The organism is Pseudomonas sp. 8O, from assembly GCF_902506495.1.
GTDB lineage: Bacteria > Pseudomonadota > Gammaproteobacteria > Pseudomonadales > Pseudomonadaceae > Aquipseudomonas > Aquipseudomonas chaetocerotis.
Genome location: NZ_LR733265.1, coordinates 134,340 through 159,403, shown reverse-complemented (window position 1 = coordinate 159,403; position 25,064 = coordinate 134,340). Strand labels below are relative to the sequence as shown.

Genomic DNA, 25,064 nt, shown 5'->3' with positions numbered 1-25,064 from the left:
CCATCCCACCCTCACCCCAACCCTCTCCCAAGGGGAGAGGGGGTTGTCCGTGCAGCCCAGGAGATCACCTTATGAGCGACATCATCCGCCGCGACCCTCGCGCCGAGTGGATCGCCCGCAACCGCCTGCACCCGCTGCATGCGGCCATGCAGAGTCAGAACCAAACCAGCTGGATGGGCCCCAACGGCATCATCCGCAAGAACCCACATGCCATCGCCGCCGGTTTCGTCGGCCCGGCCGGGCTCAAGCGGATCGATCGCAGCGGCGCCCAGCACGGCACCGCCGGCAAGCGCAGCAGCGCCAGCGTCGAGGTGCAATTGCCACTGCATGTCATCGAGCAACCGGCCTTCCACATCTGCGTGGTGCCGGACATGGTCGGCGGCCGCCTGTCCAGCCACGACAAGGACCTGCTCGGCCTGGCCCGCAAGCTGGCCGGTGACAGCGGTGCGGTGGTCGCCGTAGTGTTCGGCGAGGACAAGGAAAACGCATTCGACACGGCCGGAGTCGACCGCCTGCTGCGCGTCCAGGGTGACACCTTCGACGGCTATGCACCGGAAACCCGCGTGCTCGCCCTGAGCGCCGTGGAAAGCCAACTGGCGCCGCGCCACTGGCTGCTGCCCGACAGTCGCACCGGTGGCGGCGAGCTGGGTCGGCGCCTGGCCGCCAAGCTCGGCGAACGTCCGGCCACGCGCGTCTGGCAAGTCGCTGGCGAACAGGCCATCGGCCGTGCCGGCAGTGGCCAGCAGGACATCCAGCGCGCGCTGCCACGGCTGATTCTGGCCGCCGCCGAATGCGCCGAGCCGGTCAGCGAAACCCGCCATGAAGCTCGTCCGCTGGAACTGGCTGAAAAGGTCGCCCACAGCCTGCCGCGCATCGCAGATCTCGGCGCGGTGGCCGTGGACCCGGCGCAAATCCCCATGGCCGAAGCCGAGTTCATCCTCTCCGGCGGCAACGGCGTGAAAGACTGGAATCTGTTCCACCAGGCCGCCATCGCCATCGGCGCCACCGAAGGCGCTTCGCGCGTGGCGGTGGACGACGGCTTCATGCCGCGCAACCGCCAGGTCGGCGCCACCGGTACCTGGGTCACTGCCCGCGTCTACCTGGCCGTGGGTATCTCCGGCGCCATCCAGCACCTACAGGGCATCGGTGCCTGCGACAAGGTGGTGGCGGTGAACATGGACCCCGGCTGCGACATGATCAAACGCGCCGACCTGTCGGTGATCGGCGATTCGGCGGCGATCCTCCAGGCCCTGATAGCACGCGTCGCCGCCTGGCGTCAGGAGGGCAAACGTGATGCGGCCTGATCCTCACGAATACGCCCTCGTGGGAGGGGCTTCAGCCGCGACAGATTGCGCGTATGGCCATATCGCGGCTAAAGCCGCTCCCACGGTTCGAGGTTGCCCAAATGACTGACCTGAATATCATCGCCCTGGTCTCGGTCGGCGCCCACCCCACCTCCGGTCGCCCACGCCGCGCCGAGCAGGACGCCCGCGCGGTGGAACTGGGCTTGCGCCTGGCTGGGCAGAATCTGCAACTGCTGCATGCTGGCGACCCACAAGCCGAAGCCCTGCGCGGCTACCTGGGCATGGGCCTGGAACAGCTCGATGTACTGGAACAGCCCGAAAGCGCCGACGCCCTGCCGCTGCTGGTCGATTACCTGCAAGGCAGCCGAACCCAGCTGGTGCTCACTGGCAGTCAGGCGGAAACAGGCGAAGGCTCGGGCATGCTGCCGTTCCTGCTGGCCGAGCGCCTGGGCTGGCCGATGGTGGTCGGCCTGGCCGAAGTGGAAAAGGTCGAGAACGGCGTGGCCCAGGTGCTGCAAGCGCTGCCACGTGGTCAGCGGCGTCGCCTCAAGGTACGCCTGCCGTGCGTGGCCAGCGTCGATAACGCGGCCCCGGTCGCGCGCCAGAGCGCCTTCGGCCCGGCCCGACGCGGGCAGATCGAAGCGCATGAGGTCACGGTGATAGACGATCCGTTACTGGCCGAGGCCAGCCTGCAGCCAGCCAAACCACGGCCCAAACGTCTCAAGGTGATCAAGGCCAAAACTGGCGCCGAACGGATGAAGGCGGCGACTGCCAAAGCCAGCGGAGGTGGCGGCCAGGTGCTCAAGGATGTCTCGCCACAAGACGGCGCGGAGGCTATCTTCAAGCTGTTGATCGAAGAAGGCGTCCTGCGTTGACGCCCCAAGCCAAGGAGCCACGACCATGATGCATGCCGATCTGATCGACCAGGAAGACTTCCGTGAGCGCCTGATCGCGCTGGGCCTGAGCATTCCACCAGGCGTCACGCCCGAGCAGGCTTGCGAACTGGCCGTCAGCGGCCTCAGCGCCGACCGCGCCGTGGCCCTGCGTCATCTGGTGGAGGAATTGCTCGGCGGCAGCGCCACCCTGCTGCCCAACGTGCGCGAAGCCATCAGCCGGCATCTGCTGCCGGCGCTGGTGCCGAAGCCGGCCTGATTTCCGGTGCGCACGGCGCACCCTACGGACGGGCGCCATTGGCGTAGGGTGGGCTTTAGCCCACCAAAAGCAGACAGGGATGGGGTCAACCTAAAATTGGACCACTGACAGAGTGGTGGGCTAAAGCCCACCCTACAGCAACGACACAATGAAAACGGGGCGCCACTGGCGCCCCGTTTTCATTGCGGCTCGACTCAGATCCGCACGCTAGCGAAGGTCGACTCGCCTTGCGCACGGTTGAGCGCCAGCACCGCGCTGGAGTTGACCTGATGCTCGGGAATCGGCAACAGCATCACCAGGTTGTTGCCCTGCTGACCGGCACGTTCATCGCGCGGCGGAATGCCGAAGTATTCGCGGTAGCACTTGGAGAAATGCGGGGTGGAGACGAAACCACAGACCGAGGCCACTTCGATGATCGACATGCTGGTCTGCTTGAGCAACTGCCGCGCGCGGATCAGGCGCAGCTTCAGGTAGTAGCGCGACGGCGAGCAGTGCAGGTACTTCTGGAACAGGCGCTCGAGCTGACGACGGGAGATGTCGACGAAACAGGCCAGCTCGTCGAGGTCGATCGGCTCCTCCAGGTTGGCTTCCATCAGCGCGACGATTTCCTGCAGCTTCGGCTGGTTGCTGCCAAGCATGTGCTTGAGCGGCACACGCTGGTGATCCTGCTCGTTGCGGATGCGCTCGTAGATGAACATTTCGGAGATGCCGGCGGCCAGTTCGCGGCCGTGCTGCTGGCCAATCAGGTGCAGCATCATGTCCATCGGCGCGGTACCGCCGGAGGAGGTGTGGCGATTGCGGTCGATGGAGAACAGGCGAGTGGTGATGGCCGCACGCGGGAAGGCTTCCTGCATTGAGGCCAGGCACTCCCAATGCACGCTGCAATCGTAGCCGTCGAGCAGACCAGCCTTGGCCAGCGCCCAACTGCCGGTGCACACCGCACCGAGCAAGCGCCCCTGGCGCGCCTGCAGTTGCAGCCAACTGACATGTTCACGCTTGACGCTGTGCTGAATATCCACACCGCCACAGACGATCACCGCATCCAACGCCGGGGCGCTTTGCATGGTGGCGTCCGGAGTGATCTTCAAACCGTCGCTGGCGCAGACCGGCAGGCCATCATGAGTCAGGGTATGCCAGCGAAACAGCTCCTTGCCGGAAAGCTGGTTGGCCATGCGCAGGGGCTCTACCGCCGAAGCGAGAGAAATCAGGGTGAAGTTATCCAGGAGCAGGAAGCCGATGGACTGGGCGACACGGTTCTGGGGTTGCGCCCCTTGGCTGAACTGCGACATTGATGGAACCCTCTCACGCTAAGCACGGTATGAGCCCAATTGAAGTGGGCCTCTGTTTTATCCTGGCCAGGTTTGAAAACCGGGCGGCTATGCATCTCTACGCAAAGGCCATGCCTAAATTGATCAAGCGTTCAATAAAAACTGAAACGTTGATGAATGGCGCGCTGGACGGGCTTCCTGACCCTGTTTTCAGAGTTTACGAAATGCTCTCAAAGCCTCTTTCTACAAGGCTTTGAGCATTTTGGTAGCACGGCCTGAGTGACCTGCTACGGCATCTCTGGCTGCCAGTAACGGACAGACGGTAACAACATCGACCGACCGGTCACGCTTGATGGCATCGACGCCGGCAAGCGTCGCACCAAAAGCTCGCGAAACGCGGGCTTCTGCCAGAATCGCTGCACCAGCAAAGGTCAACGCTCGCCGGCGTGTCATCCGCCGGGACCTCCATGGAGAGGTGCATCCTGATGAATCTGCAACGGGTTCGCGATGATCCAACTTTCGCCAGCGCACCCAGATACCCAACCGACTCACGCATATCCAATCGCGCCGCGGCGGCCGTCCGTGTCTGAGTCTTTTCTCGGCATGCCAGCGCGGCTTCTCCCCCGAAGAGCGGCCCACCTCCTTAACGCCCGGGCAAATGGACTTTCTCGGCTGGGAACCGCATCCGATGAACGAGCGTCTGAAGATGAGCTATCTGGCCGGTGGCGATGAATATTTCGGTGCCAATCACGGAGCGGCACAGGTCAACACGGTGGCACGCGGCGGGTTGAGCGAGCAGTGTCCCAACCTGGCTCGGCTTTTGCGCAATATGACCTTCACCATCAGCGCAAAAACCAGTTGATGAGTGCCGTACCGGAAGACAATACCAACCGCCGCCGCGTGGCCAAGCAGTGGATCGAAGACAACCCGCAGATGATTACGACCTGGCTGGAAGGCGTGACCCGCTATCAAGGTGGCCCTGCCAGCAAGGTCCTCGACGTATCACTGACAGTAAATGACTGATAAATTCGACGAAATGGCCGAGAAAAACCAATAAAATGGCAAAAAGCAAAGGTCGCCTCACAGTCCGAAAGGGCCTTCCCTCATCTCGCAGAGAATCACGCTCAGGCGCGCGACCTGCACTAGGCGCGACCAATTGGTCACATTGCGCCGCCTTTCGCTTTTCCAGCGATTTTCGGCACTACACCACCCTTCTCTGTAAATTTTTTTCAACATCGCCACAGCCCCCGCGCTACGCCGCCTGCGCCTCGCTTGAAGAGCTGAAAACCAGCACCGGCGCGGCTTTCAGCCTTGGCCAAGGGACGAAAAAGTCTGTTAAGGTTTTTAAAGCACGTTCTCGAAAGCGCTTCTCGATGCTTACATCGAGCGCTATTCAAAACGGCATCACGCAGTGCTTTCAGGAGCCCGGAAAACGGCGAAAACATGGAAAAATACAGGGTGTGACGGGCCATGTCGTCGCCCAACACGTCAGGGTCGCAAACCGATAATTGCGCAGAGCCCAAGACTATATCGTTGAGTCAGCCGATGACGTCGCTGCCGCCTCCCAAGGGGAACGGCAGACTGGGGCCCACCGCCCCGGACCGAAGAACATACAAGCGCTGGCCCACCATCGACAGGGCGCCAGCCCAACAAGAAATTTCGGATGTACGCATGCGCCAGGACGACGCATGAACCCCCAAGGGAATGGGCTTCGAAACACTGCCAGAGGGTTTGGAAAGCGGTTTGCAGCACGGCAAGACAGTGGTCACTCATCAACAGGTTGCAACTACGATGCGGTCAGGCGTGCGCTGCAGCGTGCCCGAGCGCCACAGTCGATGCCCGCAGCGAAACGCTCGCCAACCTCGAAACTCAGCAAACACCCACACAGGTATCAGAGGCCTGACACAGCTGATCTACGCTTCGACGATGCGTGCCCAGCCGTGCCAGCGTGAACTGGATGCCGATTGAAGGGGAAACGTCCCATGCAGTCTGGAAAGATCGTGGTCGAACACCTGTACAAGGTGTTCGGCTCCAACCCACAAGAAGCCATCGACCTGCTCAAGGAAGGCTGGAGCAAGGAGAGGATTCTGGCCGAGAAAGGCGCCGTGATCGGCGTCAGCGATGTGTCATTCAGTGTCGAAGAGGGCGAGATTTTCGTTCTCATGGGCCTGTCCGGCTCCGGCAAGTCCACCCTGATCCGTCTGATCAATCGCCTGGTCGAACCCAGCGCCGGTGATGTCTACATCGATGGCCAGAACGTGGCCAAGCTGCCGCAATCGCAACTGATCGACCTGCGCCGGCGCGACATGAGCATGGTCTTCCAGTCCTTCGCCCTGATGCCTTCGCGCAGCGTGCTGGACAACGCCGCCTTCGGTCTGGAAGTTGCCGGCACCGGCCGTAAGGAGCGCGAGAAACGCGCCATGGAAGTGCTCAAGCAGGTCGGCCTGGACACCTTCGCCCACAAGTACCCGCACGAGCTCTCCGGCGGCATGCAGCAGCGCGTCGGCCTGGCTCGCGCGCTGACGGTGAACCCGTCGATGATCATCATGGACGAGGCCTTCTCCGCCCTCGACCCGCTCAAGCGCCGTGAGATGCAGGACGTGCTGCTGGAGCTGCAGAAGACCCACCGGCGCACCATCATCTTCGTCTCCCACGACATCGAAGAAGCCATGCGCATCGGCACCCGCATCGGCATCATGGAAGGTGGCAAGCTGATCCAGGTCGGTACCCCGCAGGAGCTGATCGAAAAGCCGGCCAACGAGTACGTGCGCAACTTCTTCGACACCGTCGACACCAGCCGCTACCTCACCGCCGGCCAGCTCAAGGCCGACAGCGTGCCGACCTATGTCTACAACGGCAGGGCACCGGATGCGGCAATGATCTGCAAGGAGTTGCAGGCGCTGGACAAACACTACGCCTTCATCGTCGACGAGCAGAACAACTTCCAGGGCTCCATCAGCCTGGAAAAGATCGCCCTGATGGTCGACGGCGACGAACCCAGGCCACTCGAGGCGGATGCGCTCAAGCACGTGGTACCGGTACCCGAAGACATGCCGCTGGAACACGTCATCACGCGCCTGGTGGATAACGAAGGTCCGATCCCTGTGGTGGACGCCGAAGGCCACTACTGCGGTGCCATCAGCAAGGGCCGTCTGCTGACCCGACTGCAGGGGGAATCCCATGAGTGACAAGAAACTCGACCTGGGTAGCTGGGTCAACGACGTCGTCCAGCACCTGCTGGACAACTACAGCGGTGCCTTCGACAGCATTGGCAAGGTGGTCAGCGGTTTCTCCGAAGGCATCGAAGCCTTGCTGATGCTGCCGCCGGCCTGGCTGCTGATCGCCATCTTCGTCGCCCTCGGCCTGTGGCGCATCGGCGCACGTTTCGCGGTATTCACCGCAGTGGCCTTCATCCTCATCGTCATGACCGGCTTCTGGGAACAGACCGTGGTAACCCTGGGCCTGACCTTCTCCTCGACGCTGATCAGCCTGCTGCTGGGTATTCCGCTGGGCATCTGGGCCGCCAAGAGCGAGCGCGTGGCGACCATCATCCGGCCGATCCTCGACTTCATGCAGACCATGCCGGCGTTCGTCTACCTGATTCCGGCAGCGATGCTCTTTGGCCTCGGCCGCGTGCCCGGCATCATCGCCACGGTGATCTTCGCCATGCCGCCGGCGGTGCGCCTGACCAGCCTGGGCATTCGCCAGGTGAACAAGGAAATCGTCGAGGCCGGCCAGTCCTTCGGCTGCACCAGCCGCCAGCTGTTGTTCAAGGTACAACTGCCCAACGCCATGCCGTCGATCATGGCCGGGGTCAACCAGACCATCATGATGGCCCTGTCGATGGTAATCATCGCCTCGATGGTCGGCGCTGGTGGCCTGGGCAACGATGTGCTGGCGAGTATCCAGCGCCTGGACATCGGGCTAGGCTTCGAAAGCGGCATGGCCGTGGTGCTGCTGGCAATCATTCTCGACCGCATCACTGAAAGCTTCGGCACCAAGCAGACCGCCCGCGGCGGCATCTTTGCCTGGTTCAGCGGCAAGCTGCAGCGCCAGTAAACATTTTTTCACTTCACAGGGAACCGCAGATGAAAATGATCAAGACCACTGCCGCCATCGGCCTGCTGTCCTGCGCACTGATGCAGGGCGCCATGGCCGCAGAGCCGGCGAGCTGCAAGCAGGTGCGTTTCGCCGAGATTGGCTGGGCCGACATCGCCGCCACCACGGGTGTGGCCATGACCCTGGTCGAAGGTCTGGGCTATCAGCCGCGCAAGATCATGGCTTCGGTACCCATCGCCTTCACCGGCGTGAAGAGCGGCCAGGTCGATGTCTTCCTTGGCTATTGGGCGCCGTCAATGGACTCGGTGATCGAGCCGTTCCTCAAGGACGATGGCGTCAAGGTACTGCCCAAGGCCAACCTCGAGGGTGCCAAGTACACCCTGGCCGTGCCGACCTACGCGGCCGAAGCCGGCCTGAAGAGCTTCCAGGACATCGCCAAGTTCAAGGACCAGCTGGGCGGCAAGATCTACGGCATCGAGCCGGGTAACGACGGCAACCTGCTGATCGACGGCATGATCAAGAACAACCAGTTCGACCTCGGCGACTTCCGCATGGTCGAGTCCAGCGAAGCCGGCATGCTGGTGCAGGTATCGCGCGCCATCAAGAAGAAAGAGCCGGTGGTCTTCCTCGGCTGGGCGCCGCACCCGATGAATACCCAGCACGACATCACCTATCTTTCCGGCGGTGACGACGTGTTCGGCCCCGATTACGGCGCGGCCAAGGTTTACACCGTTGTGCCGCCGGATTACGAGGCGCGCTGCGAGAACGTCGGCAAGCTGCTGAACAACCTGCAGTTCACCGTCGATATCGAAAGCCAACTGATGGAAAAGGTCCTGGAAAAGGAAAACCCGCAGAACGTCGCCAAGGAGTGGATCAAGGCCAACCCTGCGATCCTCGATCAGTGGCTGAGCGGCGTGACCACCTTTGACGGTCAGGACGGCGTTGCCGCCGTGAAGAAATACGTAGGGCTGTAACAAGCCACAACCTGATTCGGGCTCGAACCTCAGGGGTCGAGCCCGGAAACCTCCTCGTAAACCACTAGCGGCTGCTTTCTGGCCGTGATGGGGAGGCTTTGCCCGCGAACCGGCAATCTGCTGCGCAACACGGATTCGCAAGGCCCGCAATGAGAACGAGCCAGTCAACGATCTTGCAACTGCCACTCACTGATGGAGCACAACAAACATGCGCGTAATCAAGCACCTCTGCCTCGGCGCTGCCGCCCTGGCCATCGGCATGGGCAGCGCCCTGGCCGCCGACAAGCCCACTCTGAAGATCGGCTACGTCAACGGCTGGGATGACAGCGTCGCCGTCACCCATGTCGCCGGTGAAATCCTGCAAAGCAAACTCGGCTACACGGTCGAACTGAAGCCGGTCGAACCCGCCATCATGTGGCAGGGTGTGGCCCGTGGCGACCTCGATGCCACCCTCTCTGCCTGGCTGCCAGCCACCCACGGCGAGTACTTCGAGAAGCTCAAGGACAAGGTGGAAATCCTCGGCACCAATTACTCCGGCGCCAAGATCGGCCTGATCGTACCGGACTATGTACAAGCCAAGAGCATCGAGGACCTGGAGAAATACGCCAAGGACTTCGACGGCAAGATCACTGGCATCGACGCTGGCGCCGGCGTGATGCGTCGCACCGAAGACGCCATCAAGGAATACAACCTGGCCAGCATCAAGCTGATGCCGAGCTCGGGCCCGGCCATGGCCACCGCCCTGACCCGCGCCGAGAAAGCGCAGAAGCCGATCGTGGTCACCGGCTGGATTCCGCACTGGATGTTCGCCAAGTGGAAACTGCGCTTCCTCGAAGATCCGAAGAAAGTCTTTGGTGACGACGAGCGCGTCGATACCGTGGCCAACCCGGAACTGAAGGGCAAGGCTGCCGACGCTGCCGCCTTCCTCAGCAAGATTTCCTGGAGCGGTGAAGAAGTCGGCGCGGTGATGCTGGCCATCCGCGAAGGCGCCAAGCCGGACCAGGCCGCCAAGGACTGGATCGCCGCCAACCCGGAGCGCGTGGAGAGTTGGTTGAAGTAAGCCCTCCTCCAGTCACATCACAAAGCGGGCTTCGGCCCGCTTTTTTCTCTCCGCTACAAAGTCGACTTTACCTTCTGAAATCCTGAGTGCTTTCTGCAGATCACCTCGATAAGCTGGAGATCAATTCAAGTTCAAGGACGACCTGCATGCGCCTGCTATCCCTAGCCATCATTCCGCTGCTTGCCGGATGCGCAACCCAGTCAGTTCCAGCCAATCGCGCAATACCGGTGTCCCCCGAACGATTGTTTAATTATCAGGAAATACCATCCGAGCCCTTTCAATACCTGGTGATCAACCGGGATAAAGGATTTAGCGGAAGTAGCTGTGATGTCGCAATTTACATTGATGGCCAGCTGAGCGTGCGGCTCAAACCTGAAGAATCAGCCATATTCAAACTGCCCTTGGGCGACTACGCCTTATCCGTAGATGCTGGTGATTGCGGGAAGGATCAGTTGCAGGCTTCAGTATTGAGTACTGCAGCTGCGAGATTCCGCATCGCCTTCGACTCGAAAGCCCAAGCAAGTATTCAACCGACAGAAGCAGGCCTCAATCGACTCTGCTCCATCGGAATGTGCGGCCAGTCTCCAGGAACGCCTGTTCCATGGTGGCTCTACTAATCAAAGGCGATATGCACAGTGCACTCTAGGCTCATCCTTGTGCCACACGGCATCTCGTTGTTCCATGTAATTGATCGAACGATCAAAATCCGCCTAGACTCCGGCCCAACTTCACCCGCTGGAGATCCCCATGCCCAAGGTCGGCATGCAGCCCATTCGTCGTTCGCAGTTGATTGCCGCCACCCTGGAAGCCGTCGACCAGGTCGGTATGGCCGATGCCAGCATCGCCTATATCGCCCGCCTGGCCGGGGTATCCAATGGCATCATCAGCCACTACTTCAGTGACAAGAACGGCCTGCTCGACGCCACCATGCGTCACCTGATGCAGGCGCTCAGCAATGCAGTGGGACAACGCCGTCGTGCATTGCGCGAGGACAGCCCACGCGCGCATTTGAAGGCAATGATCGATGGCAACTTCGATGAAAGTCAGGTCAGCGGCCCGGCGATGAAAACCTGGCTGGCGTTCTGGGCCAGCAGCATGCATCAGCCGGCCCTGCGCCGCTTGCAGCGGGTCAATGATCACCGCCTGTACTCAAATCTGTGCGGTCAATTCCATCGCGCGCTGCCGAAGGATCAGGCCCGCTTCGCAGCTCGCGGCCTGGCCTCGCTGATCGATGGCCTGTGGCTGCGCGGCGCGCTTTCCGGCGAAGCCTTCGACACCGAACAGGCACGCCGCATTGCCTACGACTATCTCGACCTGCAGTTGGCCAAGGCTTCGTAGGGTGCGCTGTGCGCACCGCGTACTACCCCTTTCTCTGATCATTTGGGTCGCTCGGTGCGCACGGCGCACCCTACGCCCTGTGGCTGGCAACACCCCGTAGGGTGTCGCGGGACCACCTTGGCTGTGCGCACCAGTCTCAAGCGAATACCAAAGCGTCCCGAACAGCTTCGTAGGGTGCGCTGTGCGCACCGCGTACAACCCCTTTCTCTGATCATTTGGATCGCTCGGTGCGCACGGCGCACCCTACGCCCTGCGGCTGGCAGTATCCAACCTCCACGCACCTGACAAGCATGTCGCGTTTGGCTGCGCCTTGTCGTTTTTATTGATTGATCGTTCAATTTAAATAAAATAGGCTGTTCTCCAAGCAGATTGCCAAGTGCAGAGGACAGCCCATGCCCCGTTTCGCCGAACAGCAGCTCTACATCGGTGGTCAGTACGTCGCCGCCAGCAGTGGAGAAACCTTCGACAGCATCAACCCGGCCACCGGCGAGGTGCTGGCCAAGGTGCAGCGCGCCAGCCAGGCCGACGTCGACCGTGCTGTGGCCAGCGCAGCCGAAGGGCAGAAGGTGTGGGCGGCGATGACCGCCATGCAGCGTTCGCGCATTCTGCGCAAGGCCGTGGACATCCTGCGTGAGCGCAACGATGAACTAGCCGAGCTGGAAACCCTCGACACCGGCAAGCCACTGTCCGAAACCCGCTACGTCGACATCGTCACCGGTGCCGACGTGCTGGAGTACTACGCCGGCCTGATCCCGGCGATAGAAGGCGAGCAGATCCCGCTGCGCGAAACCTCCTTCGTCTACACCCGCCGCGAGCCGCTGGGCGTGGTCGCCGGCATCGGCGCGTGGAACTACCCGATCCAGATCGCCCTGTGGAAGTCCGCACCAGCCCTGGCCGCCGGCAACGCGATGATTTTCAAGCCCAGCGAAGTAACCTCGCTGACCGCGCTGAAACTGGCCGAGATCTACACCGAGGCCGGCCTGCCCGCCGGCGTGTTCAACGTGCTTACCGGCAGCGGCCGCGAAGTCGGCCAATGGCTGACCGAGCACCCAGGCATCGAGAAGATTTCCTTCACTGGCGGCACCGTCACCGGCAAGAAGGTGATGGCCAGCGCCTCCAGTTCCAGCCTCAAGGAAGTGACCATGGAGCTGGGCGGCAAGTCGCCGCTGATCGTATTCGAGGACGCCGACCTGGACCGCGCCGCCGACATCGCGGTGATGGCCAACTTCTACAGCTCCGGCCAGGTGTGCACCAACGGCACCCGCGTGTTCGTGCCGCGCATGCTGCAGGCGTGCTTCGAGGCCAAGGTGCTGGAGCGGGTGGGGCGTATCCGTCTCGGCGATCCGCTCAGCGACACCACCAACTTCGGCCCGCTGGTGAGCTACGCGCACATGGAAAGCGTGCTCGGCTACATCGAGCAAGGCCGCCGTGAGGGCGCACGCCTGCTGATCGGTGGTTCGCGCGTCACCGATGGCGACTATGCCAAGGGCGCCTACGTCGCCCCCACCGTATTCACCGACTGCCGGGACGACATGACCATCGTGCGCGAGGAAATCTTCGGCCCGGTGATGAGCATCCTCATCTACGACAGCGAAGAGGAAGTGATCCGCCGCGCCAACGACACCGACTACGGCCTGGCTGCCGGCGTGGTGACCCGCGACCTCAATCGCGCACACCGAGTGATCCACAAGCTGGAAGCTGGCATCTGCTGGATCAACACCTGGGGCGAGTCGCCGGCCGAGATGCCGGTGGGCGGCTACAAGCAGTCCGGTGTCGGCCGCGAGAACGGCCTGGTCACCCTTGGCCACTACACCCGTATCAAGTCGGTGCAACTGGAAATGGGCGATTACACCTCGGTGTTCTGAACCCCATCGCAGCGTAGGAGCGGCCGGGCGGCGCACCGCTTCAGCCGCGAAAAACATCGCGGATAAATCCGCTCCTACCCAAAAGCCGCCGCCCCGTAGCCCGGATGCCATCCGGGGACATTCATCCAGGTTTTCCCGGATCACAGCCGGGCAACAGGAGGAGCCATGACCCAGGAATTCGACTACATCATCATCGGCGCCGGTTCGGCCGGTAACGTGCTGGCCACCCGTCTGACCGAGGACGCCGACGTCAGCGTGCTGCTGCTGGAAGCCGGCGGGCCGGACTATCGCCTCGACTTTCGTACCCAGATGCCCGCCGCCCTGGCCTTCCCGCTGCAGGGCCGGCGCTACAACTGGGCCTACGAGACCGACCCCGAGCCGTACATGAACAACCGCCGCATGGAATGCGGACGCGGCAAGGGCCTGGGCGGCTCATCGCTGATCAACGGCATGTGCTACATCCGCGGCAACGCGTTGGACTTCGACAACTGGGCCACGGCCAAAGGCCTGGAAGACTGGAGCTATCTCGACTGCCTGCCGTACTTCCGCAAGGCAGAAACCCGCGACATCGGCCCCAACGATTACCACGGCGGTGACGGCCCGGTCAGCGTGACCACGCCCAAGGCCGGCAACAACCCGTTGTTCCACGCCATGGTCGAGGCCGGCGTGCAGGCCGGCTATCCGCGCACCGATGATCTCAACGGCTATCAGCAGGAAGGCTTCGGCCCGATGGATCGCACCGTGACCCCGGAAGGTCGCCGCGCCAGCACTGCGCGCGGCTACCTGGACCAGGCACGGGCGCGTCCCAACCTGACCATCGTCACCCACGCCACCACCGACCGCATTCTGTTCGACGGCAAGCGTGCCAGCGGCGTCAACTATCTGATCGGCAACTCGAACAACGCCACCGAAGCCCGTGCACGTCGTGAAGTGCTGCTGTGCGCCGGTGCCATCGCCTCGCCGCAGATTCTGCAACGCTCTGGCGTCGGCCCCGCCGCGCTGCTGCGCGAGCTGGATATCCCGCTGGTACATGAACTGCCCGGCGTCGGCCAGAACCTGCAGGATCACCTGGAGATGTACCTGCAGTACGCATGCACCGAACCGGTGTCGCTGTACCCGGCGCTCAAGCTGCTCAACCAGCCTGGCATCGGCGCGCAATGGCTGTTCGCCGGCAACGGCATCGGCGCCAGCAACCAGTTCGAGGCCGGCGGTTTCATCCGCACGCGCCCGGAGTTCGCCTGGCCCAACATCCAGTTCCATTTTCTGCCGGTGGCGATCAACTACAACGGCAGCAACGCGGTGAACGAGCACGGTTTCCAGGCTCACGTCGGCTCGATGCGCTCGCCCAGCCGTGGACGCATCCAGCTCAAGTCGAAGGACCCGCGCCAGCACCCGAGCATCCTCTTCAACTACATGAGCGCCGATCAGGACTGGCAGGAGTTTCGCGACGGCATACGCCTTACCCGCGAGATCATGGCGCAGCCAGCGCTCGATCCTTACCGTGGGCGTGAAATCAGCCCTGGCGCGCATGTGCAGAGCGACGCCGAGCTGGATGCCTTCATTCGCGAGCATGCCGAAACCGCCTTCCATCCCTCCTGCTCGTGCAAGATGGGCGAGGACGACATGGCGGTGGTCGATGGTCAGGGCCGCGTGCATGGCCTGCAGGGCTTGCGCGTGGTGGATGCGTCGATCATGCCGGAGATCATCACCGGCAACCTCAACGCCACCACCATCATGATCGCCGAGAAGATCGCGGACCGGATTCGCGGGCGCCAGCCATTACCGCGCAGCAACGCACCCTATTTCGTCGCGGGCGAACGCCCGGTGCGTGGTACGCCGCTGCGCAGGCAGGAAGACAGATTAGTCGGGTAATTCCTGGCGGATCATCCAGTGCCCCTCGGGCGGCATCAGCCGGCCGAGGTCGAAACGATCCAGGGACCCGGCGTCGAGCATCTCGATCTGCGGGCTCACCAGTTGCGGCAGTTTTTCGCCCTGCAGGCCACGAACGGCCAGGTCCAGGGCGATGCGCGCCTGAATCACCGGTGAATCGGTGGGCGCAGCCAATACCTGTCCCTCGCGAATCTGCTCCAGTACCCGCTCGGTGGCGTAAAGCGACAGCACCTGCGCCTCGGAGCCGATGTTGCGCACCAGTTGCGCGGCGAAGGCCGCTGCTTCGGCATTGGCGATCAGGTAATCGAGATGCGGATGCTGCTTGAACAGCTCGCGCGCCAGTTGCGCCTGCCGACTGCGATCCACCGGGGCATAGCCACCATGGATCAGGTTCACCCGGGTTCCAGGCAAGGCATCACGCAGACCGCGCTCGGCATCCTGCACCCAGCCAGCATCGGCCGGGCCGGGTAGCCAGCCGACCTGAATCGGCCGCCCCTCACTGACACGTACCAGATACTTGAGCGTGGCACGCGTCATGTCGGCGAAGTCGACGCGCGAATGCGCGCTGAGCCCCGGGCATTCCAGGCGATTGACCAGATCGATTACCGGCCGACCGGCCTTGATCTGCACGTCTGCTGCGCTGCACAGGTCATAGGTGTTGATACTGGCCACGACGAAGGCATCGGCGCCCTCGGCTACACAATGCTCGAACTGCTCCACCTGCACCTCGGCATACTCGTAGCCACCGGCTTCGTAGATACCCAGCCGCACGCCAAGACGTCTGGCTTCCTGATCCAGCCCCCAGGCCACGCCCCACCAGTAGCGGTCCTTGCCATGGGGCAGCAGCGCGCAGATACGCCAGGGCTGGCTGGCCACTGGCAAAGGCCGGTAGTCCAGCATGCGGCCATCGGCACGTACCGGATAAGGGAACCACTCGGCCGCCAGCAGCGACTGGCAAGCCAGCGAAAGCCACAGAGTCAACCAGCGCATGACGCCGTCCTTAGCCCTTGCGGGGCGATGTGCCAGTAACCCCAGCGTAGCACCACCTCGGACACCTGCTTGCACATCGGCAACCCACAGTTGCCCGGGCTCGGTCGGCGGCCTAGAGTGGAGCGCACAGACCATGAGAACAGCATGACCAACCCCACCCTGCTCGACCCCAGAACCGCCCGCCTGCTGCCCTGGATAGTAGCCATCGCCTTCTTCATGCAGACGCTGGATGGCACCATCCTCAACACCGCATTACCGGCCATGGCCGCCGATCTCGGCGAAAATCCATTGCGCATGCAGTCGGTGGTGATCGCCTACATGCTTACGGTGGCCCTGCTGATCCCGGCCTCGGGCTGGGTCGCCGACCGCTTCGGCACGCGACGCATCTTCTTCGGCGCCATCGCCATGTTCAGCCTCGGCTCGCTGCTCTGCGCACTGTCGGAGTCGCTGAGCATGCTGATCGGTGCACGCGTCATCCAGGGCCTGGGCGGCGCACTGATGATGCCGGTCGGGCGCCTGGTGGTGCTGCGCGCCTATCCGCGTTCTGAGCTGGTACGGATCATGAGCTTCATCACCCTGCCCGGCCTGCTCGGCCCGCTGATCGGCCCGAGCCTGGGCGGCTGGCTGGTGGAGGTGGCCAGCTGGCACTGGATCTTCCTGATCAACCTGCCGGTGGGGCTGCTCGGCTGCTGGGCGGCATTGCGCCATATGCCCGACCTGCGCGGCCCTGAGCGCAGCCGCTTCGACACCGCCGGCTTTCTGCTGTTCGGCGCCGCCATGCTGCTGATCACCGTAGCCCTGGAGGGGCTCGGCGAATTGCACCTGCCGACCATGCGCGTGGTGCTGCTGTTGCTCGGCGGCATGGCCTGCCTGGCCGCCTATTGGCTCCGCGCCGGGCGCATCGAGCAACCATTGTTCGCACCCAAGCTGTTCCACACCCGCAGCTTCGCCGTGGGCATCATCGGTAACCTGTTCGCCCGCCTCGGCAGCGGCGCGCTGCCTTTCCTCACGCCGCTGCTGCTGCAACTGGCGATGGGCTATTCGCCGGCCCAGGCCGGCATGAGCCTGATCCCGCTGGCACTGGCGGCCATGGCAGCCAAGCCCCTGGCCAGGCCGCTGATCGAGCGCCTCGGCTACCGCAACATCCTCACCAGCAACACCTTGCTGCTCGGCGCCCTGATCGCCAGCCTGGCCCTGGTCGATGCACAAACCTCGACCTTGCAGCTGATCATCCAGTTGAGCCTGATCGGCGCCTGCAACTCGCTGCAGTTCACCGCGATGAACACGGTAACGCTGATCGACCTGGACAACCGCGACGCCAGCAGCGGTAACAGCCTGCTGTCGGTAGTAGTACAGCTGGCAATGGGCCTTGGCGTTGCGTCGGCGGCGGCGCTGCTCAGCGGTTTCAGCCGCGAGCTGGGCGACAACGGCCATGTGCTGGAGGCGTTCCAGGCGACCTATCTGTGCGTGGGCTTGCTGTCGATGCTGGCGGCGGCGATCTTCCTGCAACTGGACACGAAAGATGGCCGTAGCGGGCGCAATATCGAGGTTTCAGCGGACGAATGAGCGGGCCTGCTACACTGCCGGCCTGTTTCATCACCCCCGAGCTCTTGCCGTGACCGCTACTGCCTTCGCCAGCCTGCCCATTTCTGCCGCCATGCAGGCCAATCTCGCCGCCATCGGCTATGCCGAGATGACGCCCATCCAGGCCGCCAGCCTGCCGCTGATTCTCAAGGGCCGCGACCTGATCGCCCAGGCCAAGACCGGCAGCGGCAAGACCGCAGCCTTCGGCATCGGCCTGCTGCACCCGCTCAACCCGCGCTACTTCGGCTGCCAGGCCATGGTGCTGTGCCCAACGCGCGAACTGGCCGATCAGGTGGCCAAGGAGATCCGTCGCCTGGCCCGTGCTGCCGACAACATCAAGGTGCTTACCCTCTGCGGCGGCGTACCCTTCGGCCCGCAGATCGGCTCGCTCGAGCACGGTGCGCACGTTATCGTCGGCACGCCGGGACGCGTGCAGGAGCACCTGCGCAAGGGCACACTGAAAGTCGATGGGCTCAATACCCTGGTACTCGACGAAGCCGACCGCATGCTCGACATGGGTTTCATCGACAGCATCAGCGAAATCATCGAGCAGACCCCGGCACGGCGCCAGACCCTGCTGTTCTCCGCCACCTACCCGCCCGCCATCGAGCAGCTTGCCGCGCGTTTTTTGCGTAGCCCGGAGCGGGTCGAAGTGGAGGCACAGCACGACGACGGGCAGATCGAGCAGCGCTTCTACGAAATAGCGCCGAGCCAGCGCATGGAGGCGGTCAGCACCCTGCTGCGGCATTTCCGCAAACAACCGACCGTGGCCTTCTGCGCCACGCGCCAACAGTGTGACGAACTGGCCGCACAGCTGGAGGCCGAGAAGATTTCCGCCGCCGCCCTGCATGGCGATCTGGAACAGCGTGATCGCGATCAGATTCTCGCGCTGTTCGCCAATCGCAGCCTCAGCGTGCTGGTGGCCACCGACGTCGCAGCGCGCGGCCTGGATATCGCCGGGCTGGAAATGGTGATCAACGTCGAGCTGTCGCGTGATGCCGGGGTGCATATCCACCGCATCGGCCGCAGTGGTCGCGCTGGCGAGAAAGGCCTGGCACTCAGCCTGGTGGCGCCCGCCGAAGCCGGTCGTGCCCAAGCCATCGAAACCCTGCAGGGCAAGGAACTGGCCTGGTACCCGCTGCCTGCAGCCAAGGCGACGGGTGAGCCGCTGCTGCCGCCGATGCACACGATCTGCATCGGCGCCGGACGCAAGGACAAGCTACGCCCGGGCGATATCCTCGGTGCCCTGACCGGCGACGCCGGGCTGCCCGGTAACCAGGTCGGCAAGATCGCCCTCTTCGACTACCAGGCCTATGTCGCAGTCGAACGCGACGTCGCTCGCCAGGCGCTCAAGCGCCTCACCGAAGGCAAGATCAAGGGCAGAACGCTGCGTGTGCGTCTATTGTAAGAACCTGCTCGCGACCTGCTGCGCGTCGGCGCTACTGCGTTAAAAACAAGCTCGGATGCTCATTTACCGCTCGTAAAGTCGAACGCGACTCCGACCGCTCCTCGCTTGTTTTTGCGGGGCCGCCATCGGTTTTGTATCGCTCTAGCTCGCAAGATCGCGAACAGGCTCTTAGGCTGATATAAAGAGTCAAACGGCCTGGGCCGGAGTCACCCATGCGCAATATTCTGGTCATTGAAGACAGCCCACTGGTACTGAAGATCCTCGAGCATCTGTTTCGTCAGGAAACCGATCTGGAGCCGATCTTCTGCGCGTCACTGGCAGAAGCGGAAGTCATGCTGGAGACCTCGGCAGCACTGTTCTTCGCTGCCATCGTCGATCTGCACCTGCCGGATGCACCGGATGGCGAGAGCGTCGATCTGGTGATGCGCTATCACCTGCCGTGCATCGTGCTCAGTGGCAGCTACAACGAACAGCGCCGCGACGAATTGCTGATGAAAGGCGTGGTCGACTACGTGCTCAAGGAGAGCCAGCACTCCTACGAGTACGCCTTCCGTCTGCTGCACCGGCTCGACCACAACAGCCATATCAAGATTCTCATCGCCGACGACTCCACGGCGCAGCGCCATTACATCCGCCATATCCTCGAGCCGCACCACTATCAGATCATCGAGGCCAGCGACGGCAAAGAGACCCTGCGCCAGCTGGGCGAGCACCCGGATATCGACCTGCTGGTGCTGGACCATGCCATGCCCGGTGTCAGCGGTTTCGAGCTGGTCAAGCTGCTGCGACAGAAGCTGCGCCTCAATGACCTGATCATCATCGGCGTATCCGCCGACCCGAAGGGGTCGCTCAGTGCGCAGTTCATCAAGCACGGTGCCGACGACTTCCTGCGCAAACCCTTCTGCCCTGAAGAGCTGAACTGCCGGGTAATGTCGACCCTGGAGCGACGCGACCTGTTGCGCGCACTGAAAAAGGCCGCGCAGTTCGATGCCCTGACCGGTCTGAACAACCGCCGCGCCTTCTACGAACAAGGCATGCAGATACTGCAGAAGGCACAACGGGAAAGTCGCGAGGTCAGCGTGGCCATGCTCGATCTCGACCACTTCAAGCAGATCAACGACGGCTTCGGCCATGCCAGCGGCGACAGCGCCCTGGTGGTGTTCGCCCGGGCGATGAGCAATGCCTTCCCCGACATGCTGCTGGGCCGCCTGGGCGGTGAGGAATTTGCCCTGCTGACCCTGCATGGCGCAGATCATGTGGCTCAGGCACTGGATAAACTGCGCCGCCAGTGCGCCAGCTTGCACTATGCCGTCGGTGCGCCCGCGCTATCGTTCAGCGCGGGCCTCTATCAGGGTGAACCCGAGGATCTGGAAAGCCTGCTGCATGAAGCCGACATTCGCCTGTATCGGGCCAAGCAGCAGGGCCGTGCCCGCACCGTACTGGCCTGATCAGGGGCTGTGGCGCTGCAGCGTCGCGGCATAACTACCGTCGTCGCTCATGGCCTGAATCGCCGCATCGAAACGCCTGGCAATGTCGCGATGCTGCGCATGGCTACGGCGTATCAGGATATGCAGGCCGTTCTCGCTCAAGGGCTGCGGCAGGAACTCCAGTTCATCGCGGATGGCGCTCAGCTTGCGACCCAGCAGGTGGCGCGCCACCAACTCGTCCTCCAGCGCCAGTTGCACGCGCCCGGCATGCAGCATCCGCGCGGCGATCTCGAAGCTGCCGACGCCGACCTTGAGCAACTGCGGATCACTGTCGAACTCCCTGGAATAGGCATAGCCCCTGACCACCGCGATGCTGTGCGGGTAGAGATCGGCCAGGGTCTCGAACCGAATATCGCTCCCTTTGCGCCGCATGAAGCGGATGCGATTGACCAGATAGGGCTGGGAGAAATAGCCGTACTCGGTACGATCGGCGCTGTACCAGGCGTTGATCAGTACATCGTAATCGCCACGCTTGAGCCCCAGCACCGCACGCTCCCAGGGCACCTCCACGTAGCGGGTGGTGTAGCCGGCACGGGCGAGCGCCTGCTCCACCAGATCACTGGCCAGACCTTTGCCGGGCAGCCGTTGATCATTGAACGGCGGCCAGGGGTCGGCCACCAGGCGCAGCAGCTCGGCCGAGGCCAATACCGGCGACAGCAGCAACAGCAATAGCCAGGCACGCACTGCGAGCATGGGTGGTGGTCCATCCGAAATGATCAGTTCTAGTGATAGCAGGCACGAGGCCACTCGTCACTGTCTCATATCTGAGACAGTCAATCGGGCGTTACACACTTGCCAGCCGCACGGCGACAGAAACGTCGGCCCAGAGCGGCTTCGGGTAAACTTCAGCGGTTTCCGCGCAGCGCTGGCTGCGTCAGCGATTCACCTGAGGACATTTCGTGTTGCAAACCGACGTACTGATCATCGGCGCAGGCGCCGCCGGGCTGATGTGTGCTGCCACTGCCGCAGCCCGTGGCCGCAGCGTGCTGGTGTTCGACCATGCCAACAAGGCCGGAAAGAAAATCCTCATGTCCGGTGGTGGCCGCTGCAACTTCACCAACCTGTACTGTGAGCCGAACAACTTCCTTTCCGGCAACCCGCACTTCTGCAAGTCCGCCCTGGCACGCTTCACCCAGTGGGACTTCATCGGCCTGGTGGCCAAGCACGGCGTGCCTTACCACGAGAAGAAGCTTGGCCAGCTGTTTTGCGACAACAAATCCAGCGACATCCTCGAACTGCTGCTGGCCGAATGCGCCGAGGCTGGCGCACAGATTCGCCTGAGTACGGCGGTACACAGTATCGAAAAGACCGAAGGCGGCTTCCTTCTGCAAAGCGACCTCGGCGAAGTGGTCTGCCAGTCACTGGTGATCGCCAGCGGCGGGCTGTCGATTCCGACCCTCGGCGCCACTGGCTTCGGTTATCAGGTGGCCAGGCAATTCGGCCACGATTTGCTGCCGACCCGCGCCGGGCTGGTACCTTTCACCCTCACCGACCCGCAGCTCAAGACGCTGTGCACGGAGCTTTCCGGCACCTCGGTGGAGGACTGCCGGGTGAGCTGCAATGGGCAGAGTTTCGTCGAAAACATCCTCTTCACCCACCGTGGCCTGTCCGGCCCGGCGATCCTGCAGATATCCTCTTACTGGCAGCCGGGCGATACCGTGCATATCGACCTGCTGCCGCATATCGATCTGCCCGAATGGCTGGCCACCCAGCAGCGCGAGCGTGGCAACAGCGAGCTGAAAACCCTGCTGGCCGAGCTGTTCACCAAAAAGATGGCGACCCTGCTGGTCGACAGCTGGTTCACCAACAAACCGCTCAAGCAGTACACGCCCGGCGAGCTCAAGACGATTGCCGAGCGCCTGTCCGACTGGCAATTGGTACCGGCTGGCACCGAAGGCTACCGCACTGCAGAAGTGACCCTGGGCGGGGTGAATACCGACGAGGTGTCATCCAAGACGCTGGAATCGCTCAAGGTGCCTGGCCTGTATTTCATCGGCGAAGTGCTCGACGTCACCGGCCACCTGGGCGGCTTCAACTTCCAGTGGGCCTGGGCGTCGGGCTACGCCGCCGCGCAATACGTCTGAGGCTGAAATATTGCGCCCCAATCGACGGCGCAGCGGGAACTGCCGATGCAGCGCAGACTCTGCTATGAACGGCAGACTCGAAGCTACGCATAACAGGGACGGTACCGCCTCATGACGTTCGAACAAGGCCTGATTTTCGTCATTCTCGTTGCCAGCATGGGCTTGTTCATCTGGGGTCGCTGGCGCCATGACGTGGTAGCGCTGGGTGCGCTGCTGGCCTGTGTAATCGTTGGCCTGGTGCCCGAGCGAGAAGCCTTTGCAGGCTTCGGTCACCCAGCGGTGATCACCGTCGCCTGCGTGCTGGTACTCAGCCATGGTTTGCAGCGCACGGGGGCAGTCAGCCGACTGGCCCAACGTCTGCTGCCCAGCGGCGCAGGCGTGCTGCTTTCCATCGCCGCATTGACCGGCCTGGGCGCGCTGCTCTCGGCATTCATGAACAACGTCGGCGCCCTCGCCCTGCTGATGCCGATCGCCCTGCAGATTTCTGCACGCCTGGAACTGCCGCCGGGGCGCGTGCTGATGCCACTGGCCTTCGGCACCATCCTCGGCGGCATGACCACGCTGATCGGTACACCGCCGAACCTGATCGTCTCCAGTTTTCGCGCCCAGAATGGCAGCGGTCCCTTCGCCATGTTCGATTTCAGCCCGGTCGGTGTCGCCGTGGCAGTGGCCGGCGTGCTGTTCATCACCCTGCTCGGCTGGCGCCTGGTGCCCAAGCGCGAAGTAGGTAACGCCGCCAGCTTCGACACTGGCCATTACCTGACCGAGGCGCGAGTCAAGGAAGGCGGCAAGGCCCAGGGCAAGACCCTGCGCGAGATCGAACAGTTGCTCGACGAGGCCGACGCCCAGGTGGTGGCCATGGTGCGCAACAAGCTGCGCCTGACTGCGCCCAACCCTCGGCGCGTACTGCAGGCCGACGACGTACTGGTGATCGAAGCGGAACCGGAGGAGCTGGGCGAGGTGCTCGGCCAGCTGGACCTGTTGCTGGAGGCCGAGCGCGAAGCCGAGGAAGCCGAGCAGCAGCAGGCCAAGGACGGCGAAGCAGACAAGAAAGCCAGCAACGGCGAAGACCGTGCCATGCAGGAACTGCTGGTCAAGCCCGACTCATCACTGATTGGCCGTTCTGCCAGCAGCACACGTTTGCGCAGCCGCTATTCCATCAACCTGCTGGCCATTTCCAGGCAGAGCCATCGCTCGATCAAGCGTCTGCGCTCGACCCTGATCCAGGGCGGTGACGTGTTGCTGATGCAGGGCAGCGCCGAGGATATCGGCGAGTTCGCCAGCGACTATGACTGCGTACCGTTGGCCGCACGCGCCATCAACATTCCCGATCCACGACAGGCCAACCTCGCGCTCGGCATCATGCTGCTGGCCATCGCTGCCGCCGCCTTCGGCCTGCTCTCGGCTGCGATTGCCTTCGCCAGCGGTGTACTGGCCTACATGCTGCTGCGTCTGGTGCCGCTGCGCGCCGTCTACGAGTCTATCGACTGGCCGGTGATCGTGTTGCTCGGGGCTTTGATCCCGGTGGCCGGTGCGATGTCCGCGACGGGCGCAGCCGATCTGCTGGCACGCCTGCTGATGGAGAACCTGGCACAGGGCAACGCCATCATCACCCTGACCCTGTTGCTGGTGGTGACCATGACCCTGTCGGATTTCATGAACAACGCGGCGACTGCAGCGGTGATGTGCCCCATCGCGCTGAGCGCCGCCAGCCAGCTCGGCGTCAGCCCGGACTCGCTGCTGATGGCCGTGGCTATCGGCGCCTCCTGCTCGTTCCTCACGCCCATTGGCCACCAGAACAACACCCTGATCCTCAGCCCCGGTGGTTTCCGTTTTGGCGACTACTGGCGCCTGGGCCTGCCACTGGAAATCCTCGTGGTGCTGATCAGTGTGCCCATGCTGCTGTGGATCTGGCCGTTGTAATCATCCACTCAAGCGCTCGGGGTGATGCCGAGCACCACGTCGAAGCGGGCGACCTGCTCGTCGGTCTGCCCGCTCACCGGCACGAAGGGCACGACCAACAGTTCGCGCAAGCGTGAGTCGCGGATCGCGTTGAGCAGGCCATCGCGCTGATTGAGCGGTTCGCCTTGGACATAGCACTGCGTGGCGAAACGCGGCAGGCCGGGCAGGCTCACCGCCAGATGGATATGCGGGGTGCGGCCGGGATAGGGCACCGGGCGGATGGTACGAAAGCGGTAGCGTCCATCGGCCGCGGTGATGAAACGGCCATAGCCCTGGAACCCGAGATCGAGCTTCTGGCGGTCACCGCCGCGACTGTGCAGGTAGATACCGTTGGCATCCACTTGCCAGATTTCCACCCGTGCCCCCGCCAGTGGCCGACCACCCGCATCGAGGATCGAGCCGTGCAGTTGCACGCGAATCCCGCGCGCCTCTGCGGCCTGGCCGTCGACTCGCACCAGGTCGTTGTCGTTATCCAGCGGTAGTTGGTCGGGGTAGAAGGGGCCGAGCGTCTGCCGTGGCGTCAGCAGGCGCTCTGCCAGCGCCAGTGCCGGGCTGGCCAGCAACGCGCCGCCAGCTGCGAAGAGGAGATGACGACGGCTGGACATGGTCTTTTCCTCCGTAGCGCGCAACCCGGGTGGC

General features: G+C 63.1%; 22 protein-coding genes. 18 read left to right on the top strand and 4 right to left on the bottom strand.

What is annotated here, in order from left to right:
• The first annotated feature begins 71 nt into the window (after window positions 1–71).
• The 3 genes from GV002_RS14330 (at window position 72) to GV002_RS14320 (ending at window position 2,456) form a co-directional block, all read left to right on the top strand.
• The gene (locus GV002_RS14330; RefSeq protein ID WP_160019058.1) at window positions 72–1,304 is read left to right on the top strand and encodes an electron transfer flavoprotein subunit alpha/FixB family protein; all 1,233 of its coding nucleotides are present in this window, start codon (window positions 72–74) and stop codon (window positions 1,302–1,304) included.
• A 101-nt stretch (window positions 1,305–1,405) separates the two neighbouring features.
• Entirely contained in the window at window positions 1,406–2,179 is a 774-nt protein-coding gene (locus GV002_RS14325; RefSeq protein ID WP_160019057.1) for an electron transfer flavoprotein subunit beta, read from the top strand.
• Window positions 2,180–2,204: 25 nt separating this feature from the next.
• Window positions 2,205–2,456 (top strand): hypothetical protein, encoded by a 252-nt coding sequence (locus GV002_RS14320; protein ID WP_160019056.1) that lies wholly within the window; start codon window positions 2,205–2,207, stop codon window positions 2,454–2,456.
• Between the two features lie 194 nt (window positions 2,457–2,650).
• Here GV002_RS14320 and GV002_RS14315 read toward each other — a convergent pair whose 3' ends face one another.
• The gene (locus GV002_RS14315; protein ID WP_100547499.1) at window positions 2,651–3,745 is read right to left on the bottom strand and encodes a GlxA family transcriptional regulator; all 1,095 of its coding nucleotides are present in this window, start codon (window positions 3,743–3,745) and stop codon (window positions 2,651–2,653) included.
• Between the two features lie 667 nt (window positions 3,746–4,412).
• Here GV002_RS14315 and GV002_RS24340 point away from each other — a divergent pair.
• From GV002_RS24340 to betA, 10 genes are all read left to right on the top strand, one after another.
• Window positions 4,413–4,586: a glycine betaine ABC transporter substrate-binding protein gene (locus GV002_RS24340; protein ID WP_256667095.1), complete on the top strand. Its 174-nt coding sequence runs from the start codon at window positions 4,413–4,415 to the stop codon at window positions 4,584–4,586.
• Entirely contained in the window at window positions 4,586–4,747 is a 162-nt protein-coding gene (locus tag GV002_RS24335) for a hypothetical protein (RefSeq protein ID WP_256667094.1), read from the top strand. Before GV002_RS24340 ends, GV002_RS24335 begins: the two co-directional genes overlap by 1 nt.
• A gap of 959 nt (window positions 4,748–5,706) precedes the next feature.
• Entirely contained in the window at window positions 5,707–6,912 is a 1,206-nt protein-coding gene (locus GV002_RS14305) for a quaternary amine ABC transporter ATP-binding protein (protein WP_160019055.1), read from the top strand.
• Entirely contained in the window at window positions 6,905–7,783 is an 879-nt protein-coding gene (locus tag GV002_RS14300; RefSeq protein ID WP_100547501.1) for an ABC transporter permease, read from the top strand. The genes GV002_RS14305 and GV002_RS14300 overlap by 8 nt, the downstream gene beginning before the upstream one ends.
• Before the next feature lie 29 nt (window positions 7,784–7,812).
• On the top strand, window positions 7,813–8,757 hold the full coding sequence (locus GV002_RS14295; RefSeq protein ID WP_160019054.1) for a choline ABC transporter substrate-binding protein: 945 nt from the start codon (window positions 7,813–7,815) through the stop codon (window positions 8,755–8,757).
• A 208-nt stretch (window positions 8,758–8,965) separates the two neighbouring features.
• A complete protein-coding gene (locus tag GV002_RS14290) occupies window positions 8,966–9,817 on the top strand; it encodes a glycine betaine ABC transporter substrate-binding protein (RefSeq protein WP_160019053.1) in 852 nt (283 codons plus the stop codon).
• Window positions 9,818–9,963: 146 nt separating this feature from the next.
• Window positions 9,964–10,434, top strand: coding sequence for a hypothetical protein (locus GV002_RS14285; protein WP_160019052.1), 471 nt, complete (start codon window positions 9,964–9,966; stop codon window positions 10,432–10,434).
• A gap of 130 nt (window positions 10,435–10,564) precedes the next feature.
• On the top strand, window positions 10,565–11,155 hold the full coding sequence (gene betI / locus GV002_RS14280) for a transcriptional regulator BetI (RefSeq protein WP_160019051.1): 591 nt from the start codon (window positions 10,565–10,567) through the stop codon (window positions 11,153–11,155).
• Window positions 11,156–11,547: 392 nt separating this feature from the next.
• Complete coding sequence (gene betB, locus GV002_RS14275) at window positions 11,548–13,020, top strand: betaine-aldehyde dehydrogenase (RefSeq protein ID WP_160019050.1); 1,473 nt, start codon at window positions 11,548–11,550, stop codon at window positions 13,018–13,020.
• Window positions 13,021–13,185: 165 nt separating this feature from the next.
• The gene (betA, locus tag GV002_RS14270) at window positions 13,186–14,892 is read left to right on the top strand and encodes a choline dehydrogenase (protein WP_160019049.1); all 1,707 of its coding nucleotides are present in this window, start codon (window positions 13,186–13,188) and stop codon (window positions 14,890–14,892) included.
• On the opposite strand, the gene torT is transcribed toward betA, so the two are convergent.
• Window positions 14,881–15,900 carry a TMAO reductase system periplasmic protein TorT gene (gene torT / locus GV002_RS14265; protein ID WP_160019048.1) on the bottom strand — a complete coding sequence of 340 codons (1,020 nt, stop codon included), beginning with the start codon at window positions 15,898–15,900 and terminating at the stop codon, window positions 14,881–14,883. The two genes, betA and torT, sit on opposite strands and share 12 nt — an antisense overlap.
• A 144-nt stretch (window positions 15,901–16,044) precedes the next feature.
• On the opposite strand from torT, the gene mdtD reads away from it, so the two are divergent.
• The 3 genes from mdtD (at window position 16,045) to GV002_RS14250 (ending at window position 20,340) form a co-directional block, all read left to right on the top strand.
• Window positions 16,045–17,466: a multidrug transporter subunit MdtD gene (gene mdtD / locus GV002_RS14260; protein WP_160019047.1), complete on the top strand. Its 1,422-nt coding sequence runs from the start codon at window positions 16,045–16,047 to the stop codon at window positions 17,464–17,466.
• 49 nt (window positions 17,467–17,515) lie between these two features.
• Window positions 17,516–18,892 (top strand): ATP-dependent RNA helicase DbpA, encoded by a 1,377-nt coding sequence (dbpA, locus tag GV002_RS14255; RefSeq protein ID WP_160019046.1) that lies wholly within the window; start codon window positions 17,516–17,518, stop codon window positions 18,890–18,892.
• A 212-nt stretch (window positions 18,893–19,104) separates the two neighbouring features.
• Window positions 19,105–20,340, top strand: a complete 1,236-nt coding sequence (locus GV002_RS14250) for a diguanylate cyclase domain-containing protein (RefSeq protein ID WP_160019045.1) — start codon at window positions 19,105–19,107, stop codon at window positions 20,338–20,340.
• On the opposite strand, the gene GV002_RS14245 is transcribed toward GV002_RS14250, so the two are convergent.
• Window positions 20,341–21,072 (bottom strand): substrate-binding periplasmic protein, encoded by a 732-nt coding sequence (locus GV002_RS14245; protein ID WP_160019044.1) that lies wholly within the window; start codon window positions 21,070–21,072, stop codon window positions 20,341–20,343. It abuts the gene before it with no gap.
• A gap of 206 nt (window positions 21,073–21,278) precedes the next feature.
• On the opposite strand from GV002_RS14245, the gene GV002_RS14240 reads away from it, so the two are divergent.
• Window positions 21,279–22,463, top strand: a complete 1,185-nt coding sequence (locus tag GV002_RS14240; protein ID WP_160019043.1) for an NAD(P)/FAD-dependent oxidoreductase — start codon at window positions 21,279–21,281, stop codon at window positions 22,461–22,463.
• A 111-nt stretch (window positions 22,464–22,574) separates the two neighbouring features.
• Window positions 22,575–24,386, top strand: a complete 1,812-nt coding sequence (locus tag GV002_RS14235; protein WP_160019042.1) for an SLC13 family permease — start codon at window positions 22,575–22,577, stop codon at window positions 24,384–24,386.
• 8 nt (window positions 24,387–24,394) lie between these two features.
• Here GV002_RS14235 and GV002_RS14230 read toward each other — a convergent pair whose 3' ends face one another.
• Complete coding sequence (locus tag GV002_RS14230) at window positions 24,395–25,030, bottom strand: protocatechuate 3,4-dioxygenase (protein WP_160019041.1); 636 nt, start codon at window positions 25,028–25,030, stop codon at window positions 24,395–24,397.
• Between the last annotated feature and the right edge of the window lie 34 nt (window positions 25,031–25,064).

What these genes read in the sequence shown, in the direction of transcription:
- GV002_RS14235 (WP_160019042.1), top strand. Translation starts at nt 22,575, where the DNA reads ATGACGTTCGAACAAGGCCTGATTTTCGTCATTCTCGTTGCCAGCATG.
- GV002_RS14320 (WP_160019056.1), top strand. Translation starts at nt 2,205, where the DNA reads ATGATGCATGCCGATCTGATCGACCAGGAAGACTTCCGTGAGCGCCTG.
- GV002_RS24335 (WP_256667094.1), top strand. Translation starts at nt 4,586, where the DNA reads ATGAGTGCCGTACCGGAAGACAATACCAACCGCCGCCGCGTGGCCAAG.
- betA (WP_160019049.1), top strand. Translation starts at nt 13,186, where the DNA reads ATGACCCAGGAATTCGACTACATCATCATCGGCGCCGGTTCGGCCGGT.
- torT (WP_160019048.1), bottom strand. Translation starts at nt 15,900, where the DNA reads ATGCGCTGGTTGACTCTGTGGCTTTCGCTGGCTTGCCAGTCGCTGCTG.
- GV002_RS14315 (WP_100547499.1), bottom strand. Translation starts at nt 3,745, where the DNA reads ATGTCGCAGTTCAGCCAAGGGGCGCAACCCCAGAACCGTGTCGCCCAG.
- GV002_RS14230 (WP_160019041.1), bottom strand. Translation starts at nt 25,030, where the DNA reads ATGTCCAGCCGTCGTCATCTCCTCTTCGCAGCTGGCGGCGCGTTGCTG.
- GV002_RS14250 (WP_160019045.1), top strand. Translation starts at nt 19,105, where the DNA reads ATGCGCAATATTCTGGTCATTGAAGACAGCCCACTGGTACTGAAGATC.
- GV002_RS14305 (WP_160019055.1), top strand. Translation starts at nt 5,707, where the DNA reads ATGCAGTCTGGAAAGATCGTGGTCGAACACCTGTACAAGGTGTTCGGC.
- betB (WP_160019050.1), top strand. Translation starts at nt 11,548, where the DNA reads ATGCCCCGTTTCGCCGAACAGCAGCTCTACATCGGTGGTCAGTACGTC.
- GV002_RS14325 (WP_160019057.1), top strand. Translation starts at nt 1,406, where the DNA reads ATGACTGACCTGAATATCATCGCCCTGGTCTCGGTCGGCGCCCACCCC.
- GV002_RS14290 (WP_160019053.1), top strand. Translation starts at nt 8,966, where the DNA reads ATGCGCGTAATCAAGCACCTCTGCCTCGGCGCTGCCGCCCTGGCCATC.
- GV002_RS14330 (WP_160019058.1), top strand. Translation starts at nt 72, where the DNA reads ATGAGCGACATCATCCGCCGCGACCCTCGCGCCGAGTGGATCGCCCGC.
- GV002_RS24340 (WP_256667095.1), top strand. Translation starts at nt 4,413, where the DNA reads ATGAACGAGCGTCTGAAGATGAGCTATCTGGCCGGTGGCGATGAATAT.
- mdtD (WP_160019047.1), top strand. Translation starts at nt 16,045, where the DNA reads ATGACCAACCCCACCCTGCTCGACCCCAGAACCGCCCGCCTGCTGCCC.
- GV002_RS14285 (WP_160019052.1), top strand. Translation starts at nt 9,964, where the DNA reads ATGCGCCTGCTATCCCTAGCCATCATTCCGCTGCTTGCCGGATGCGCA.
- betI (WP_160019051.1), top strand. Translation starts at nt 10,565, where the DNA reads ATGCCCAAGGTCGGCATGCAGCCCATTCGTCGTTCGCAGTTGATTGCC.
- GV002_RS14295 (WP_160019054.1), top strand. Translation starts at nt 7,813, where the DNA reads ATGAAAATGATCAAGACCACTGCCGCCATCGGCCTGCTGTCCTGCGCA.
- GV002_RS14245 (WP_160019044.1), bottom strand. Translation starts at nt 21,072, where the DNA reads ATGCTCGCAGTGCGTGCCTGGCTATTGCTGTTGCTGCTGTCGCCGGTA.
- GV002_RS14300 (WP_100547501.1), top strand. Translation starts at nt 6,905, where the DNA reads ATGAGTGACAAGAAACTCGACCTGGGTAGCTGGGTCAACGACGTCGTC.